Below are 15,973 nucleotides of genomic sequence, written 5' to 3'. Positions count from 1 at the left end.
CACCGATCGGCTTCAGAAGATCGCCGCCAGACAGAGGCCACCTCCCCCGGCCTCGGCGATCGACCGATCCGTCCGGACACCAAGCCGGTCCCCCCGGCCCTGACACCTGGAGTTCACCCACTCATGCGTTCCCGCGTGACCCTGGTGCTCGCCCTCGCGGCGGTCCTGCTCGGCGGAGTCCTCCTCGGCCCCGCCGCGTACGCCCGTCTCTCCAGTGGCGACAGCAGCGGAGGCGGAGGAGGCATCGTCGCCGCCGGCACAGTCCCGAAGATCGCCGCGCCCGCACCCACTCCACTTCCACCGCCGCCACCCACGCTGGCGGCCGGCCCGGTTTCGGTGGACTTCCAGGGCGACTTCTTCTCCTGGGCACTGCTCGATCGGCAGACCGGCACGATCTCCGGATCGCCGAACATGGCCGCGACCAGCTCCACCGAGTCGATGATCAAGGCGTGGATCGTCTCGGACTACCTGCGGCAGCTCAAGGGCAAGGAGCCGCCCGCAGCGTTGAAGACGGCAGCCCAGCTCGCCATCATCGACAGCAACGACGGCGCGGCCGACAAGGTCCACGCTGCCGCTGGCGGCTCGTACCGGCCGTCCACGAGCAGCACGCCCGACGCGGTGATCCAGCGGGCGATCACGATCTGCGGGCTGACCGACACCAAGCGCGGCGCGATCAAGCCGTTCTCCGGCTACTGGAGCTTCACCCAGATGTCTCCGCGGGACGCGGTCCGGCTCGGCGACTGCATCGCCGACGGTAAGGCCGCCGGCCCGAAGTGGACCCCGTGGGTGCTGGATCAGATGAGCAAGGTCCGGGGCACCACCGCGGCGAAGGACCAGAGGGAGAAGTCCGGCGGTGGCCGCTGGGGGATCATCGACGGCCTGCCGAAGTCGATCACCGCGCAGGGCCCGGTCAGCATCAAGAACGGATGGACGCGGATCTACTACGACCGCAACTGGCACGTCAACTGCCTCGCCGTCACCAGCAAGTGGAGTCTCGCAGTGATGTTGCGCTACCCGGCCAAAAGCAGTCTCGACTACGGCGCGAAGGTCTGCGCCAGCGTGGCCACCCAACTGGTCACCCCCCAGCCCGGCGCGGCGCTCAAGGTGCCGCAGCAGCCGGTCGGGAAGCTCTGATGGCCGGCAGTCGGCGGGCCGACCGGCGCGGCGGCGGTGAGACGTCTCCGCTGCGGCTGGTCGCCATCGCCGTCATCCTGCTCGGGTTGGTGCTGGTGTCGCTGCGGCTCCTGCCCGGGTCACCGTTCGAGTCGGCGGCGGCCGCCAAGTGGGGCGACGCCGGCTCCGGCACGAGCGACCGCCCCACCGGCGCGGGCGCCAACCGCAGTGCCCGCGAGCGGCCCTCGCCGTCACCGAGCCCCAGCCCGCCGCTGGAGCCGCTGCCGTTCGTCGCCAAGGACCTCAACCTGGACATCGAGGGCTGGTACTCCTGGAGCGTGTTGGACCGCCGCACCGGGGAGATCATCGGCTCCAAGAACATGAACGAGACCAGCACGACCGCTTCGATGATCAAGGCCTGGGTCGTCGCCGACTACCTCCGTCGCGCGGCCGACGACGGCCAGACCCCGAGCAGCGCGAAGCTCGCCGACGCGACGCTGATCATCCGGGACAGCGACAACGCCCGGGCCCAGCAGTTCTACAACCAGGTCGGCGGGGCCGCCTCGATCAAGCGCCTGATCTCGATGTGCAAGCTGACCGACAGCAAGGTCGCCCCCGACCGCGGCTGGAGCGAGACGGCAGTCTCCCCCCGGGACGCCGCCCGCATGGGCAACTGCATCGCCACCGGCGTCGCCGCCGGCCCGAAGTGGACCAAGTGGCTGCTCAACGAGATGAAGCTGGTTCGCGGCGCCGGTGACTTCGGCATCCGCAAGGCCTTCCCCGCCGCCGAGCAGAAGCAGATCGCCATCAAGAACGGGTGGATCGACCGGACCGAGGTGCAGGAGATGCACATCAACTGCATGGCCATCGCTGACACCTGGACGATGGGCGTGATGGTCAGGTACCCGATCAACATGGGCTACGACTACGGCATGAAGAACTGCGAGAAGATCACCGAGGCGCTCCTGCGCCCCGGCATCTGAGCCGCGGCCCCGCGCACGCCGCGGGGCCGGTCCGCCGGTCCGCGCGCTGCGGCGCTGCGGGCCGATCCGCCGGCGCTGCGGGCTGCGGGCCCGCGGCGCTGCGGGCTGCGGCCTCGCGGCGCTACGGGCCGACCAGCCGGTCAGCCGGCGAAGAACTCGGGGCCGCCTTCCGGCAGCTCCGGGGCCGCACCGATCGCGGCGGCCCGCCGGGCCCACTCGCGCAGCCCGGCGACCTGCCGGTCACCGAGCGAGAAATCCAGGGTACGGAAGTACGTGGCGAGCGTCGCCGCGTCGAACGTCTCCCAACGGGCCGCGGCCTCCGCGACCTGGTCCAGCTCGGCCAGGCAGAGGTCCCGCGAGCGCAGGAACGCCTCGTGCACCTCCTTGACCAGGCCCGGATGGGCGGCGGCGAAGTCGCGGCGGACCGCCCAGACGGCGAAGACCATCGGCAGGCCTGTCCACTCCCGCCACGCCTGCCCGAGGTCGGTGACGATCAGCCCCCGCTGCGGCGCCTCGTAGTACGCCCGCAGCGCCACGTCCCCGATCAGCACCCCGGCGTCGGCTTCGAGCAGCATCTGGGTCAGGTCCGGCGGGCAGCGGAAGTATTCGGGCCGCACGTTGTACCGCTCGGCGAGCAGCAACTGGGCCAGCATCACCCCGGTCCGCGAGGTCGAGCCGAGCGCCACCCGCGCGCCGTCCAGCTCGGCGAGAGGCCGGGTGGAGACCATGTTGACCGAGAGCACCGGTCCGTCGCTGCCTACCGCCAGGTCCGGCAGGAGGAGCAGCTCGTCGGCGTGCTTCAGGTATTCCAAGAGCGTGATCGGGCCGATGTCGAGGTCGCCGGCGACAAGCGCGGCGCTCAGCCGGTCCGGCGAGTCCTTCTGCAGGTCGACGTCGAGCAGGGCACCGGAGCGCATCAGACCCCAGTAGATCGGCAGGCAGTTCAGGAACTGGATGTGCCCGACCCGCGGTCGTGCGATGCGCTCAGCCATGACCCGACCGTATCCCCGGCCTTCGGGTCCGGCTCGGCGGGTCGGCCCGGAGTGGCCAACCCCGCATCCGCGCCCTCCACCCGGGGATGTTGGTGGGCCTCGTCCGACACTGGCCGTCCGACTTCTGCGAACAGCCGGCCGAGAGCGTGGCCGGCCGATGCGACATTCAGCGTCAGCGCCGCGGTCCACGTGCACCGAAAGTGTCGTACACCTGTTCTATTCTGTCTTCATGTTGGGGGCGTTGACGCAGGCCGGAGGCGCGGTCGACGACTGCGCCGGCACCGCGCTCTGGGGGCTTTCCGACGACGAGCTGCTCGCCTCTCTCGACGCGACCCACGTGTTGGCGCAGCGGCTGGCGACCGTTCAGCTCGGCCTGGTCCGCGAGGTGGACGGCCGCGGCCTGGCGGTCGCCCAGGGCGCCTCGTCCACCGCCGTCTGGCTGCGAGAGCGGCTGCGGCTCTCCGGTCGTTCCGCGCGCCAGCTGGTCCAGCTCGCCGCCACCGTCGATGCCGCGCCGGCAGCGGTGCGCGACGCGCTGCTCAGCGGCGCCATCACCGTCGAGCAGGGTCGAGTGGTGGCCGAGACGATCGCCGCGCTCCCGGTGGAGGCCGGCCCGGAGGTGGCGGACAAGGCCACCCAACTCCTGGTCGCCTGGGCCGACCGGTTCGATCCGACCATCCTGAACCGGCTCGGAGAGCGCGTCCTCACGCACGTCGCACCGGATCTCGCCGACCAGGCTGAGCTGAAGGCTCTCCAACGGGCCACCGAGCGGGCCGAGGCCCGCCGGCACGTCACGCTCTCCGAGCAGCAGAACGGTCAGGTACGCCTCAGCGGAAACCTCGACACCGAAACCGCGAGCCTGCTACGTGAGGCGATCGACCCGCTCTGCGCCCCGGCCGGTGAGCACGACGACCGCAGTCCAGGCCAGCGCCGAGCCGACGCGCTGGGCGACGTCTGTCGGCTGGCGCTGCGCACCGGGCAACTGCCCGACAACGGCGGAGACCGGCCGCAGCTCGTGGTTACCGTGTCGCTCGACGATCTGGTCAACGGCGTACGTGCCGGCACCGTGGAGACCGGAGTTCGTCTCACGCCGGGCGCGGTCCGCCGACTCGCCTGCGATGCGGGCGTGCTGCCCGCGGTGCTGAACGGCGACAGCCAGGTCCTGGACGTCGGCCGCCAGCGCCGGCTCTTCACCGGTCCGCTGAGGCGTGCGCTCGTGCTGCGCGACGGCGGTTGCGCCTTCCCTGGCTGTGATCGGCCGCCGCGGTGGTGCGACGGTCACCACGTCCGACACTGGGCCGACGGCGGAGCCACCGCGCTGGGCAATGCCGTGCTGCTCTGCGGCTACCACCACCGGTTCGTCCATCGCGGCGACTGGACGGTCCGCATCGGGGCCGACGGCCGACCCGAGTTCCTTCCGCCTCGCTGGCTCGACCCCCTGCGCGCACCACGCCGCAACCTCTACCACCGGCGCTGCTGATACCGGAGGTGCCTCCACGGCCAGCAGCCTGCCTGTCCGGGCACGCCGACAGCCTGGTAACACGCCGCGCACCGCCTCGGGCAGCCACTGCACCGCAGCGCCGCACCCGGTGCGACGCCCGCCGCGTTACTGCCCGACGACACGCCCACTTTCGTGCGCCGCGCCCGGCGACACGCCCTCTCCTACGGGTGGTTGGGTGGGTAATTCGGTGGAACGGACGGGCTTGGGAGCGTAGGGTTGCAGCCCGCTTGACGGCCGAGGTGAGCTGCACCGGAACGGACGTCTTCGCGCCGGGCGGCCGGCCATCCGTCCCCGGACACGCGAGCGCGCAGCAGATGTGAGCGATGGGACGTCAGCATGCCCGCACTTGACCTCGACACCGATCTGTCCGCCGAACAGGCACACCTGGCAGCATCGCGGAACGCGCTGCGGCGAATGCGGGACCGGGCCGAAGCCCTCTTCGCCACCGGTGACCAGGTGGCCGGCGACGCGTACGCGGCGGAGACACTCGGCCGCACCCTGGCCCGCCGGGTGGCCGAGCTGGCCGACGACCCGACAACGCCCCTGTTCTTCGGCCGCCTGGACTTCACCGAGTCCACCGACCCCGACGGCACGGACACCGACACCGACACCGACAGCACCGGCGGCAGCCGCACCACGCACGGCAACACCACGCACGGCACCACCGACGCCGGCCGCACCGGGGGCAGGACCAGTGACGGGGATCCTGGCGTGGGTGTGCGCAGCTCGGATCATGAGGGTCGGCGGTATCACGTGGGGCGGCGGCATGTCGCCGACGACCGCGGCGAGCCGTTGGTGCTGGACTGGCGGGCGCCGGTCTCTCGGTCGTTCTACCAGGCCAGCGCGCGGGATCCGCAGGGCGTGGCGGTCCGGCGACGGTTCGGGTTCAGCAACGGGGTGCTGACCAGTTTCGAGGATGAGCGTCTCGATCGGGGCGAAGAGCTCGGCACGACCAGTCGGATCCTCACCGCCGAGATCGAGCGGCCACGTGTCGGGCCGATGCGGGACATCGTCGCCACGATTCAGCCCGAGCAGGACGAGCTGGTCCGGGCCGACCTCGCCGACTCGATCTGTGTGCAGGGGGCGCCGGGCACGGGAAAGACGGCTGTCGGCCTGCACCGGGCCGCGTACCTGCTCTATCTACACCGGGAGCGGCTGCGGCGGGCGGGTGTGCTGATCGTCGGGCCGAACAGGGCGTTCCTGTCCTACATCGCGGCGGTGTTGCCGGCGCTGGGTGAGGTCGAGGTCGAGCAGGCCACGGTGGAGGAGTTGATTGCCCGGGTGCCGGTTCGGGCGGTCGAGGCGCCGGAGGTCGCCGTACTCAAGCACGACGTACGCATGGCGCGTGTGTTGCACCGCGCGGTGCAGGCACAGATCGGCTCGGCCACCGAACCGATCACCGTGTCGGACGGTTCGTTCCGGTGGCGGATCGGGCTGGAGCCGTTGCACCGGATCGTCGAGGAGACCCGCCGGGAAGGGCTGCCGTACGGCACGGGTCGGGAGCGCGTCCGCGCGCGAGTGGTGAGCCTGCTGCAACGACAGGCCGAGGCGCGGCGGGCGGAGTCGCCGAGCGATGCCTGGTTACGCCGGATGGGCCGCTGCCGTCCGGTGCTCGATTTCCTGGACGCGGTCTGGCCGGCGCTCACCCCGGAAGGGCTTCTGTTCGGCCTGCTCTCCGACCCGGTACGGCTCGCCGCCGCGTCGGACGGCCTGCTCACCGACACCGAGCAGGCGCTGCTCAGCTGGGTGAAGCCGGCCCGCACCGCGAAGGCGACCCGCTGGACGGCCGCCGACGTGGTGTTGCTCGACGAGGCGGCCGGGCTGCTGGAACGGCCCTCCGGGTTCGGGCACGTGGTGGTGGACGAGGCGCAGGACCTTTCCCCGATGCAATGTCGGGCCATTGCCCGGCGCAGCGAGCACGGCTCGGTCACCCTCCTCGGTGACCTCGCCCAGGGCACCGCGCCGTGGGCGGCGACGGACTGGCGGGAGTCCCTCGCCCACCTGGGCAAGCCGGACGCCGTGGTGGTCCCGTTGACAGTCGGTTTCCGGGTGCCCGCCGCGGTTGTCGCATTCGCGAACCTGCTGCTCCCGGCACTCGCGGTGGACGTACCGCCGGCCGAGTCGCTGCGCCACGACGGCGGCCTGGACGTGCGTACCGTGACCGATCTGGTCGCGGAGACGGTGGCCGAGGTGCGCGCGGCGCTCGCGCACGACGGCTCGGTGGGTGTGATCGCGGCCGACGACGCGATCGACGAACTGCGCGCGGCGCTGGCAGCCGCCGGTGTCGCGACCGCGACCGCCGACGACGTGGCGACCGCGGAGCGGGTCACCGTGGTCCCCGCGACGCTTGTCAAGGGCCTGGAGTACGACCATGTGGTGGTGGTCGAGCCGGCCGCGATTGTCGCGGCCGAGCCGCGCGGGCTGCACCGGCTGTACGTGGTGCTCACCCGAGCGGTGTCCCGGTTGGCGGTGCTGCACCGCGAGCCGCTACCCACCCCGCTCGGGGGCGGCTCAGCCGGCTGACACGGCCGTCGCTATCTCGCGCAGGGGGCGGCCGGAGTCAGCCAGCGGCACGTGGAACGACAGCCACGAACCGTCGGCGAAGTCGAGCCGCAGCCGCTTCCAGTTCAACCGGTACCAGCCGACCCGGGCGGCCACCGTCGTGCGCGGCGCCGACCCGAGCAGTTCGACGTCGGCCTGCGCCCGTTCGCCCGCTCCCGAACTGGAGAACAGCCCGACCGGCGCTGTCGCGCCGAGCAGCAACCGCTCGTCGGTGACCCCCAGCACGACGTCGCGGAGGCCGGGGCCCTTCGTCGCCACGGTCAGGGCATGGTGCAGCAGAGAGGCCTGCGAACCCGGTTCGCCTCGACCTCCGACACCGAAGAAGAGCCAGTCGACGGCGTCGTCGGCCCGGCCGAAGGTGATGTTCGGCGAGAGCACAATGAACAGGGCGCCCAGTAGGCCCGCCCCGCCGGAGGCAGGTGGCGTCGCCGGCTGCGGGGGTGCCGCCGGGGTCAGACCACCGCCCACGTGGACGCGGGCCACGGCACGCACCCGTTCGCCGGTGGGGAGCAGTCGGGTGAGCCCTTCGACGTACCGTGCGTGACTCTCGTCGACGATCATCGACGCCCCGGCTGGGCGTTCAGCTCGCTGTGCGGGCTCGACACGGACCCTCCTCTGTGTCCTGTGCGACGGGTCAGCCGCCGCCGCTGCCACCATAGGCACTGCCCCCGCGACCGGGTGACCCCGCCCGCGACGTCGGGGGCACCGCACTTTGACTCCGCGTCCTAGGGTTCGTGCTGGGGGTAACCCGCCACGACCTGCTTCCCCACGACGCCGCCGCGGGGGCAGTGTGAATGCCCGAGGAGCTGACATGACCCTCGTCCGCGCCGACCAGGCCAGCCGCCGGTACGGCGACGTCCTCGCCCTCGACCGCGTCGACCTGGAAGTCCGGGCCGGTGAACTGGTCGGCCTGCTCGGGCCGAACGGCGCCGGCAAGAGCACCCTGATGAACCTGCTGGTGGGCCTGCGCCGCCCCACGTCCGGGCGGGTCGAGCTGAACGGCGGCGACCCCCGCGACCCGGCGAGCCGCCGGCAGATCGGGGTCACTCCGCAGGAGACCGGCCTGCCGGGCACGCTGCGCGTCGGTGAGGTCGTCGACTTCGTCTCGGCGCACTACCCGGACCCGGTGCCCCGCGGGGAGTTGCTCGACCGCTTCGGTCTGGGCGATCTCGTCCGACGGCAGTGTGGCGGGCTCTCCGGTGGGCAGCGCCGCCGGTTGGCGGTGGCGCTGGCGTTCGTCGGCCGGCCCCGCCTGGTGCTGCTCGACGAACCGACCACCGGCCTGGACGTGACCGCCCGGCACAGCCTGTGGGAGGCGATCCGCGCGTTCCACGCCGACGGCGGCACCGTGCTGTTGAGCAGCCACTACCTGGAGGAGGTGGAGGCGCTGGCACAGCGGGTGGTCGTCATCGGGCAGGGCCGGGTGCTCGCCGACGACACGGTGGACGCGGTGCGCGGCATCGTCGGCGTACGCCGGGTCAGCCTGGTCGCCGACGACCTCCCCGACCTGCCCGGGGTTGTTCGCAGTGAACGGATCGACGGGCGGCTGCACCTGCTCACCACCGACGCCGACGAACTGGTCCGCGCGTTGGTCACGGCCCGGACCCCCTTCAGCGACCTGGAGGTACGGCCGACCTCGCTGGAGGAGGCGTTCCTCGCCATCACCAGCGGGGACGTGCCCGTCGGGGGTCAGCGCGCCAGCGGAGACCGGCCCGCCACCACCGCTGCCGGCGGTCGGTCCACCACCGCCTGAGGAGGCCACCGTGCAGCTCGCCCTGGTCCACGCCCGCTACCAGCTCCTGGAGATCATCCGAATCCCGGTGGCCGTCGTCGGCAGCGCCTTCTTCCCGGCCGCCGCCATGATCTTCTTCGTGGTGCCGTTCGCCCGCGACGACGCGGTGGGCGCCACCTTCGCCACCGCGTCGATGGTCACCTTCTCGGTGATGAGCGCCAACATCTTCCAGTACGGCGTCGGCGTCGCGGAGGACCGCGACCAGCCGTGGAACCCGTACACCCGGACCCTGCCGGCCGGGTCGGCGCCCCGCTTCGCGGGCCGGGTGCTGGCCGGCCTGGCGCTGACGTACCTGTCCCTGATCCCGGTCGTGGTCATCGGCGCGACGCTCACCCCGGCCCGGGTCACCCCGGCGGCGTTCCTGCTGACCGCCGTCACGGTGGCCGTCATCTCGGTGCCGTTCACGCTGATGGGCCTCGCCATCGGCTACTCGCTGCCGAGCAAGGCCGCGATCGTGGTGGCCCAGGTGGTCTTCCTGCCGCTCGCGTTCGGCGGCGGGCTGCTCTCCGCGCCGGGAGAGGCGCCCGGCTTCATCGAGACGATCGCGCCGTTCCTGCCCACCCGGGGGGTGGCCGAACTGATGTGGTCGGCGGTCGGTGACTACCCCGTCGAGCCGCTGGCACTGATCATGCTGGGCGTCTGGGTGGTGCTGCTCGCGGCGCTCGCCACGTGGGCCTACCGACGGGACGAGGGTCGCCGGTTCAGCTGACGATTCGTCCGTTTCCGCCCCGCGCCGCGGCGGGACGGTGCCAGGATTCCGGCAGGGGGTCGCCGTGGCCGCCCGGGCCGAGAGGGGTCTTTGACCGTGAGCACCGTCCCGCCGGGCACGCCCTGCTGGGCCGACCTGGCCACCCCGGACCTGACCGACGCGCGGCGTTTCTACCCCGAGCTGTTCGGTTGGACCGGTCGGGTCACCCCGGAACCCGAGGCGGGCGGCTACACGGTCTTCCTGCTCGACGGCAGACCGGTGGCCGGAGCCGGGCCGCCGGCGATCCCGGACCAGGTGCCCATCTGGTCGACGTACCTCGCCACCGACGACGCCGAACTGGTCGCCGGTCGAGTCGAACGGGCCGGCGGGCAGGTGGTGGTGCCGCCGTTCGAGGTCTTCGACCGAGGCTGGATGGCGGTCTTCGCCGACCCGGCGGGCGCCACGTTCAGCGTCTGGCAGCCACTGGCGATGGCCGGCGCCGAGGTGTTCAACGTGCCGGGCGCGATGAGCTGGAACGAGCTTGTCACCCCCGACCCCGAGGGCGCGAAGGTCTTCTACGAGCTGGTGTTCGGCTGGCAACCCGACGACCAGGCGGTGGGCCCGATGACGTACACCGGGTGGCGGCTCGGGACGCAGATCGTCGCCGGGATGATGCCCCCGCTGGCCGACGACTTCCCGGCCGACCTGCCGGCGTACTGGACCGTGTACTTCGCGGTGACCGACGCGGACGCCGCCGCGGCCCGCGCCGCCGAGCTGGGCGGAACGATCCTCGTCCCACCCCGCGACATCCCGGCGGGCCGGTTCGCCGCTCTCCGCGATCCCCAGGGCGCCCTCTTCTCCGTCATCGACCTGGGCCCCTGACCGACCCCGCGCCCCTCGCGCGTCCCGATCTTGCCCGGCGCGGGCGGGAGTCGGGGCCCGGCGCGGGCGGGTGGGGCTCAGGGGCGGGTGGGGCGGACCGGGACCACCAGGGGGCCGTGGGCGCCGGGGACGACCCGCACACTGGCCCGGTAGTGGGTGGCGAGCAGGTGCTCGGTGAGCACCTCGGCCGGAGTTCCGGCGGCCACCACCTCACCGCCGTCGAGCATGACCATCCGGTCGGCGTACTCGCCGGCCAGGGAGAGGTCGTGCATCGTGGCGAGGACGGTCAGGCCGTGCTCGCGGCGTAGCTGGTCGACAAGCTCCAGCACCTCCTGCTGGTGACCGATGTCGAGCGCGCTCGTCGGCTCGTCGAGCAGCAGCAGGGTCGCGCCCTGGGCGAGCGCCCGGGCGAGGAACACCCGTTGCCGTTCGCCCCCGGAGAGGGTGGCCAGTTCGCGGCGCTGGAAGCCGGTGAGGTTCAACCGCCCCAGCACGTCGTACGCGGCGTCGACGTCGGCCGTCGACTCCCGGCCCAACGCCGGGATGTACGGGGTACGTCCGAGCAGCACGTAGTCCAGCACCGACATGCCGGGCGGTACCACCGGGGACTGCGCCACCGTGGCCACCACCCGGGCGCGGTCCCGGCGGCGCAGCGCGGCGCTCGCCGTACCGAACAGGGTGATCGACCCCGGCGCGGGCAGCAGGCCGCCGACGGCGCGCAACAGGGTCGACTTGCCGGCGCCGTTCGGGCCGATCACGGTGACCCACTCGCCGACGGCGACGGTGAGGTCGACGCCGGTCAGGATAGGGGTGCCGTCCAGGCTCACGTGCAGCCCACGCACCTCGACGGCCGGGACGCCGCCGTCGACCGACCGAGCGCCGTCGACCGACCGAGCGCCGGCGGGCGGGCCGGCGGTGGCTTCGGGGCTCATGTGAGCACCCGGCGGGCGGTTCGCAGCACCAGCACGAAGAACGGGCCGCCCAGCAGTGCGGTCACCACTCCGATCGGCACCTCGGAGGGAGCGGCGGCGGTGCGGGCCACCACGTCGGTAAGCGCCAGGAACGCGCCGCCGAACAGCAGCGACATCGGCAGGATCACCCGGTAGCTCGACCCGGCGAGCAGCCGCACGGTGTGCGGCACGATGATGCCGACGAAGCCGATCAGCCCGGTCGCGGAGACCGCCGCCGCGGTGCCCAGGGAGGCGGCGGCGATCAGCAGGTACCGGGTGCGTTGCGGGTGCAGCCCCAGACTCCTCGCCTCGTCGTCACCGACCGCGAGGACGTCCAGCTCTCGGCGGTGCAGCAGCACCACCACAGTGGTCAGGGCGGCGTACGGCAACACCAGCAGCACGTCGTGCCACCCGGCGGTGGCCAGCCGACCGAGCAGCCAGGAGTAGACCGGCTGGATGCTGTCGGAGTGTCGTTGCAGCAGGTACGTCTGCCCGGCGGAGAGGAACGCGGACACCGCCACCCCGGCCAGGATCAGCATCGCGGGCGAGCCGCGTCGCCCGCCGGCCGCCCCGAGCACGTAGGTCATCGTGACGGCCAGCAGCGATCCGGCGAACGCGGCCAGCGGAATGGTCATCGGCAACCCGGAGATCGCACCCTCCCGGCCGGCGCCGCCGAGGGCGATCGCCGCGGTGACCGCGAGGCCGGCGCCCGCGGCCACCCCCAGCAGGTACGGGTCGGACAGCGGGTTGCGGAACACACCCTGGTAGCACCCGCCGGCCATGGCGAGCAGGCCGCCGACGAGCAGGCCCAGCACCACCCGGGGCAGCCGCAGCTCGGTGACGATCGCGATCTCCCGCTCGGTCAGCCCGCTGTCGAGGTGCACCCCCGGGATCAGGTTGAGCAGTTCGGCGGCGACGCTGCCCGGAGGCAGGCTCACCGGGCCGAGCGACACCCCGACGACGAGCGCGACGAGCACCGCGAACACCCCGGCGACCAGCCAGCGCACCCGCAGCCCGGCCGGCCGGGCCGCGGACTCCCGCCCGCCGGGCCGGGCCGCGGACGACGCCCCAGCGGGCGAGCCCCCCGACGGCTGCCCGGCGGGCCGGGCCGCGGACGACGGCACGGCGGGCGAGCCCCCCGACGGCGGGCCGGCGGGCTCGCTCGGCGGCGGGGTCTCGGCCGGCCGGGTGGGTACCGGTTCGGACACCTGTCGCGACCCGGTCACTGACTCACGACGGTCACGCGGGCACCTTGGCGACCGCGTCGATGATCACCCGGAGCAGGTCCACGACGCGCGGCCCCCAGCGGGAGGCGACGTCGTCGTCAAGTGCGACCACCTGGTTGCTCTTCACCGCGGTGAGGCCGGCCCAGCCGCTGCGAGCCTTGACCGTGTCGGCGCTCTGCTGGCAGCACTTGGCGTCGGCCAGGAAGACGAAGTCCGGGTCGGCCTTGACGATGAACTCCTGGGACAGCTGCGGGTAGCCGGCGCTCTTGCCGTCCGCGTCGGCCGGGTCGGCGATGTTCGTCAGACCGGCCTGGCTGTAGAGCGAGCCGATGAAGGTCTTGCTCGTCGCGCTGTACAGCTCCGGGCCCAGCTCGTGGAAGTAGGTGAGCTTCTCGGCGCGCTGCGGCAGGTCCTTGACCAGCTTGGCGATGTCGTCCTTCATCCGGGTGGCGACGTCGGCGGCCTGGTCGGCGTGCCCGGTCAGCGTGCCCAGCTCGGTGATCTGCCGGTACGAGTCGTCGAGCGTGGTCGCCGCCGGCGTCAGGTAGACCGGGATCTTCAGTTTGCCGAGCTGCTCGACGATCTTGTTGCGGTCGTCGGAGAGCACCACGAGGTCGGGGTTCTTGCCGGCGATCGCCTCGGCGTTGGGCTGGAACGCGGAGAGGTCGGTCTTCGGCACGTCGGCCGGGTAGTTCGACTGGTCGTCGACGGCGGTCACCTGCGGGCCGGCACCGATCGCGAAGAGCATCTCGGTGGCGGTGGGCGACAGCGCGACGATCTTCTCGGGGCGCTTGTCGAGAGTGAGCGCGCCGACCGTCACCGGGTACGCGGCGGCCGCGGTGCCGGCACTGGGCTTGTCGTCGGTCTTCTCGGCGCAGGCGCCGAGGGCGAGCGCGGCGACCGCGAGGGTCGCGGCGAAGAGCCGAGGGGTACGTCTGTTCATGGGGGCCTCCTGTCGGTCGAGGAGTGTGGTGCTTCGCCGACAGGGACTTTCGTACGCCCGCCCACGAGGCGCCCTTCCTCGAGAGCGCGTATCGCGACCGATCCGTAGGCGACCTGGCTCGTCCCCACCGGCCGGTGGGGCTTCACAGTTGCGGGACAGCGCCGGGTTTCGGACCGGCTTCGCTGCGGACTGGTCGCTAAGACGGTAGCGCACCGCCGGGACGTGCCGGATCGATCAAGGACCGATCGTCGCCCGCCGATCGGCCCGGCAGGCGCGGGGAGGCATATGTCCCGGATCTGGGGGCTCGGGAACGGGTGGTGGGGCCCCGTCGGGGGCGGGACGGGGCCCCACCCGATCAGGAGGACGTGATGGTGACGTTGTCCACAGCCGCCTCCACGAGGCTGGCTCCGGAGGTGTCCGCCGCCTCGACGAGGATGCGGACCGACTGACCGGCGTACGGGGTGAGGTTGAGGTTGGCCACCGCCCAGCTCCCGTTGCGGTTGCTGGCCGCGCCGGCCTGGGTGAGCAGCGCGGTCGTGCCGCCGTTGTGCACCACGCTCACCCGCAGGTAGTCCGCGGACGAGGCGTTCGACCCGTGCGCCAGGTACCAGGCCAGCGAGAGGGTCAGCGTGCCGGACGACGGCAGGGTCACCGCCGGGGACCTGGCGCTCGTCACGCCGCCGTCGACGTCGTAGTCACCGGCGGCCGAGCCGGCGAGCCGGCCGGTCACCAGGTCGTTGGACCCGGCGTACGGGGTGAGCTGCTTGGCGCCGGAGGACGTGGTCGCCTGGGCGGCGCCCCGTTCCCAGGCGCCGAGGGTGGCGGTGTCGGTGCCGGCCGGGTTGATGGTCCACCCGGTGGCGGTCTCGAAGGTGTCCGACCAGACCGTGGTGCCGCCACCACCGCCGCAGTACTGCGCCTGCTTGCCGATGGCCCGGTACGGGCAGTCGGCGTACTCGCTGAGCAGCAGCACGGCCTCGCGGTTGCGGGTGGTCTGGGCGGTGATCACCTCGTCGGGCGGGTAGAAGCCGCCACCGCCGGACGAGCCGGGGTACATCTCGAAGGTGTACGCCCAGATGTTGTGGGTGGCCCACATCCAGTCGAGGCTGTCCCCGTCGGTGATGTAGAGGTCGCTGGACTGCTCCGGGGTGTAGCTGTTGGTGGCGGCCATCTGCTGACCGATGGTGGCGAAGGTGTTGTACTGGTCCGCGCTCATCCCGGTCGCGGTGTTCGCGGTGGTGTAGCCGTACGGCCAGAGCACCAACTGCGAGTACGTGTGGAAGTCGATGTTCGCCTTGATCTGCTGCACGCCACCGACCACCCGGCCGTTGACGAAGTTGCGCAGCGCCTGCGTCTCGGGGGCGGAGAACGCCGACGGCCCGCGGTAGGTCTCCGACGAGGTGGTGCCGGACGAGCCGCCGCAGCAGCCCCAGTTGTAGCCCCAGTTGCGGTTCAGGTCGGTGCCGACGTTCGACGAGCCGCTGTTGGGTTGCCGGTTCTTGCGCCAGGACCGGTACGACCCGGTGGCGATGTCGTACTCGCTGCCGTCCGGGTTGACCGTCGGCACGATCCAGATCTCACGGCCGTTGACGATGTTGGTGATCCGGGAGTCGTTGCCGTAGCTGTCGGTGAAGAGGTTGAGCAGGTAGATCGCCATCTCGACGGTCAGGTGCTCGCGGGCGTGCTGCTGGGAGTTGAACAGGATCTCCGGCTCGTTCTCGTCGGTGCCGACGTTGTCGGAGATCTTCACCGCCATCAGGTCGCGGCCCTCGTACGACGAACCGATGCTGATCTTGCGGGCGATCGCCGGATGGTCGGCGACCACCTGGTTCACGACGGCGGTCAGTTCCGCGTAGTCGTGGTAGTTGGAGTCGGCGGGCGGGAAGGCCATGGTGCCGATCTCGCCGGCGCCCCGCTCGGCGTTCGGCGGCGGGGCCAGCGGTTCCAGCCGGAAGCCGAGCTTGCCGATCGCGGCGGCCTCGGCGGCGGTGGCCGAGATGTGCAGGACCCCGTGTTCGGAGTAGTCGATGGCGGCTCCGGTGCGGGCCACCGCGTTGCGGTCGGCGAGGGTCCGGGGTCCGAGCACCCGGTAGCCGGCGGCGGCGGCCGGTTCGGTGGTCCGGTCCGGCGCCGGTCGGGCGGCGACCGGACCGGCGGCGGTGACGATGCCCAGCCCGGTGACGACGGCGAGCACCAGGACGCGGCGGAGAGGGATGGGCGTGCGGAGGGCCATGGACTACCTCCTCGATGGGCGGGAGATCCCGCTCGGTGAAGGACACTTCACCACCTGTCACATGGTCATATCAATATTGATCGTTGCCTGGCCCATCCCAGGCGGATC

The 15,973-nt window shown here is 72.2% G+C and carries 13 protein-coding genes; 7 read left to right on the top strand and 6 right to left on the bottom strand.

The genetic code is table 11. The annotated features are described in order from the left end of the window. Positions 1-123 precede the first annotated feature (123 nt). Both ACPXBU_RS07520 and ACPXBU_RS07515 read left to right on the top strand, forming a co-directional pair. Positions 124-1,134 (top strand): hypothetical protein, encoded by a 1,011-nt coding sequence (locus ACPXBU_RS07520; RefSeq protein WP_425757349.1) that lies wholly within the window; start codon positions 124-126, stop codon positions 1,132-1,134. Then, the gene (locus ACPXBU_RS07515; RefSeq protein WP_425757347.1) at positions 1,134-2,096 is read left to right on the top strand and encodes a hypothetical protein; all 963 of its coding nucleotides are present in this window, start codon (positions 1,134-1,136) and stop codon (positions 2,094-2,096) included. The genes ACPXBU_RS07520 and ACPXBU_RS07515 overlap by 1 nt, the downstream gene beginning before the upstream one ends. Before the next feature lie 140 nt (positions 2,097-2,236). Here the strand turns inward: ACPXBU_RS07515 and ACPXBU_RS07510 are convergent, their stop codons facing one another. Next, positions 2,237-3,088 (bottom strand): menaquinone biosynthetic enzyme MqnA/MqnD family protein, encoded by an 852-nt coding sequence (locus ACPXBU_RS07510; RefSeq protein ID WP_393365584.1) that lies wholly within the window; start codon positions 3,086-3,088, stop codon positions 2,237-2,239. 229 nt (positions 3,089-3,317) lie between these two features. On the opposite strand from ACPXBU_RS07510, the gene ACPXBU_RS07505 reads away from it, so the two are divergent. Then, positions 3,318-4,568, top strand: coding sequence for a DUF222 domain-containing protein (locus ACPXBU_RS07505; protein ID WP_425757345.1), 1,251 nt, complete (start codon positions 3,318-3,320; stop codon positions 4,566-4,568). 357 nt (positions 4,569-4,925) lie between these two features. Continuing rightward, complete coding sequence (locus tag ACPXBU_RS07500) at positions 4,926-7,112, top strand: HelD family protein (RefSeq protein WP_425757343.1); 2,187 nt, start codon at positions 4,926-4,928, stop codon at positions 7,110-7,112. Here ACPXBU_RS07500 and ACPXBU_RS07495 read toward each other — a convergent pair. Beyond that, a complete protein-coding gene (locus ACPXBU_RS07495; protein WP_393365580.1) occupies positions 7,101-7,712 on the bottom strand; it encodes a hypothetical protein in 612 nt (203 codons plus the stop codon). The two genes, ACPXBU_RS07500 and ACPXBU_RS07495, sit on opposite strands and share 12 nt — an antisense overlap. Positions 7,713-7,962: 250 nt before the next feature. Between ACPXBU_RS07495 and ACPXBU_RS07490 the strand changes: the two genes are divergently transcribed. The 3 genes from ACPXBU_RS07490 to ACPXBU_RS07480 all read left to right on the top strand — a co-directional run bounded on the left by ACPXBU_RS07490 (position 7,963) and on the right by ACPXBU_RS07480 (position 10,513). Further along, entirely contained in the window at positions 7,963-8,904 is a 942-nt protein-coding gene (locus tag ACPXBU_RS07490) for an ABC transporter ATP-binding protein (RefSeq protein ID WP_393365578.1), read from the top strand. Positions 8,905-8,914: 10 nt separating this feature from the next. Further along, positions 8,915-9,652 (top strand): ABC transporter permease, encoded by a 738-nt coding sequence (locus ACPXBU_RS07485; RefSeq protein WP_393365577.1) that lies wholly within the window; start codon positions 8,915-8,917, stop codon positions 9,650-9,652. Positions 9,653-9,748: 96 nt separating this feature from the next. Further along, positions 9,749-10,513, top strand: a complete 765-nt coding sequence (locus tag ACPXBU_RS07480) for a VOC family protein (RefSeq protein WP_357244012.1) — start codon at positions 9,749-9,751, stop codon at positions 10,511-10,513. A gap of 77 nt (positions 10,514-10,590) precedes the next feature. Here the strand turns inward: ACPXBU_RS07480 and ACPXBU_RS07475 are convergent, their stop codons facing one another. From ACPXBU_RS07475 to ACPXBU_RS07460, 4 genes are all read right to left on the bottom strand, one after another. Beyond that, positions 10,591-11,445 (bottom strand): ABC transporter ATP-binding protein, encoded by an 855-nt coding sequence (locus ACPXBU_RS07475; protein WP_425757340.1) that lies wholly within the window; start codon positions 11,443-11,445, stop codon positions 10,591-10,593. Continuing rightward, complete coding sequence (locus ACPXBU_RS07470; RefSeq protein WP_425757560.1) at positions 11,442-12,476, bottom strand: FecCD family ABC transporter permease; 1,035 nt, start codon at positions 12,474-12,476, stop codon at positions 11,442-11,444. The genes ACPXBU_RS07475 and ACPXBU_RS07470 overlap by 4 nt, the downstream gene beginning before the upstream one ends. A gap of 226 nt (positions 12,477-12,702) precedes the next feature. Next, complete coding sequence (locus ACPXBU_RS07465; RefSeq protein ID WP_425757338.1) at positions 12,703-13,632, bottom strand: ABC transporter substrate-binding protein; 930 nt, start codon at positions 13,630-13,632, stop codon at positions 12,703-12,705. A 355-nt stretch (positions 13,633-13,987) separates the two neighbouring features. Beyond that, positions 13,988-15,865, bottom strand: coding sequence for a M14 family zinc carboxypeptidase (locus ACPXBU_RS07460; protein ID WP_425757336.1), 1,878 nt, complete (start codon positions 15,863-15,865; stop codon positions 13,988-13,990). Positions 15,866-15,973 lie beyond the last annotated feature (108 nt).

The organism is Micromonospora sp. DT231, assembly GCF_049847025.1.
Lineage (GTDB): Bacteria > Actinomycetota > Actinomycetes > Mycobacteriales > Micromonosporaceae > Micromonospora.
This window is presented reverse-complemented; position numbering and strand designations above follow the sequence as displayed.

Bases quoted from the DNA above. Each gene is read 5' to 3' on its own strand.
- ACPXBU_RS07490 (WP_393365578.1), top strand. From the start codon at position 7,963: ATGACCCTCGTCCGCGCCGACCAGGCCAGCCGCCGGTACGGCGACGTC.
- ACPXBU_RS07500 (WP_425757343.1), top strand. From the start codon at position 4,926: ATGCCCGCACTTGACCTCGACACCGATCTGTCCGCCGAACAGGCACAC.
- ACPXBU_RS07520 (WP_425757349.1), top strand. From the start codon at position 124: ATGCGTTCCCGCGTGACCCTGGTGCTCGCCCTCGCGGCGGTCCTGCTC.
- ACPXBU_RS07515 (WP_425757347.1), top strand. From the start codon at position 1,134: ATGGCCGGCAGTCGGCGGGCCGACCGGCGCGGCGGCGGTGAGACGTCT.
- ACPXBU_RS07495 (WP_393365580.1), bottom strand. From the start codon at position 7,712: ATGATCGTCGACGAGAGTCACGCACGGTACGTCGAAGGGCTCACCCGA.
- ACPXBU_RS07510 (WP_393365584.1), bottom strand. From the start codon at position 3,088: ATGGCTGAGCGCATCGCACGACCGCGGGTCGGGCACATCCAGTTCCTG.
- ACPXBU_RS07505 (WP_425757345.1), top strand. From the start codon at position 3,318: ATGTTGGGGGCGTTGACGCAGGCCGGAGGCGCGGTCGACGACTGCGCC.
- ACPXBU_RS07460 (WP_425757336.1), bottom strand. From the start codon at position 15,865: ATGGCCCTCCGCACGCCCATCCCTCTCCGCCGCGTCCTGGTGCTCGCC.
- ACPXBU_RS07475 (WP_425757340.1), bottom strand. From the start codon at position 11,445: ATGAGCCCCGAAGCCACCGCCGGCCCGCCCGCCGGCGCTCGGTCGGTC.
- ACPXBU_RS07465 (WP_425757338.1), bottom strand. From the start codon at position 13,632: ATGAACAGACGTACCCCTCGGCTCTTCGCCGCGACCCTCGCGGTCGCC.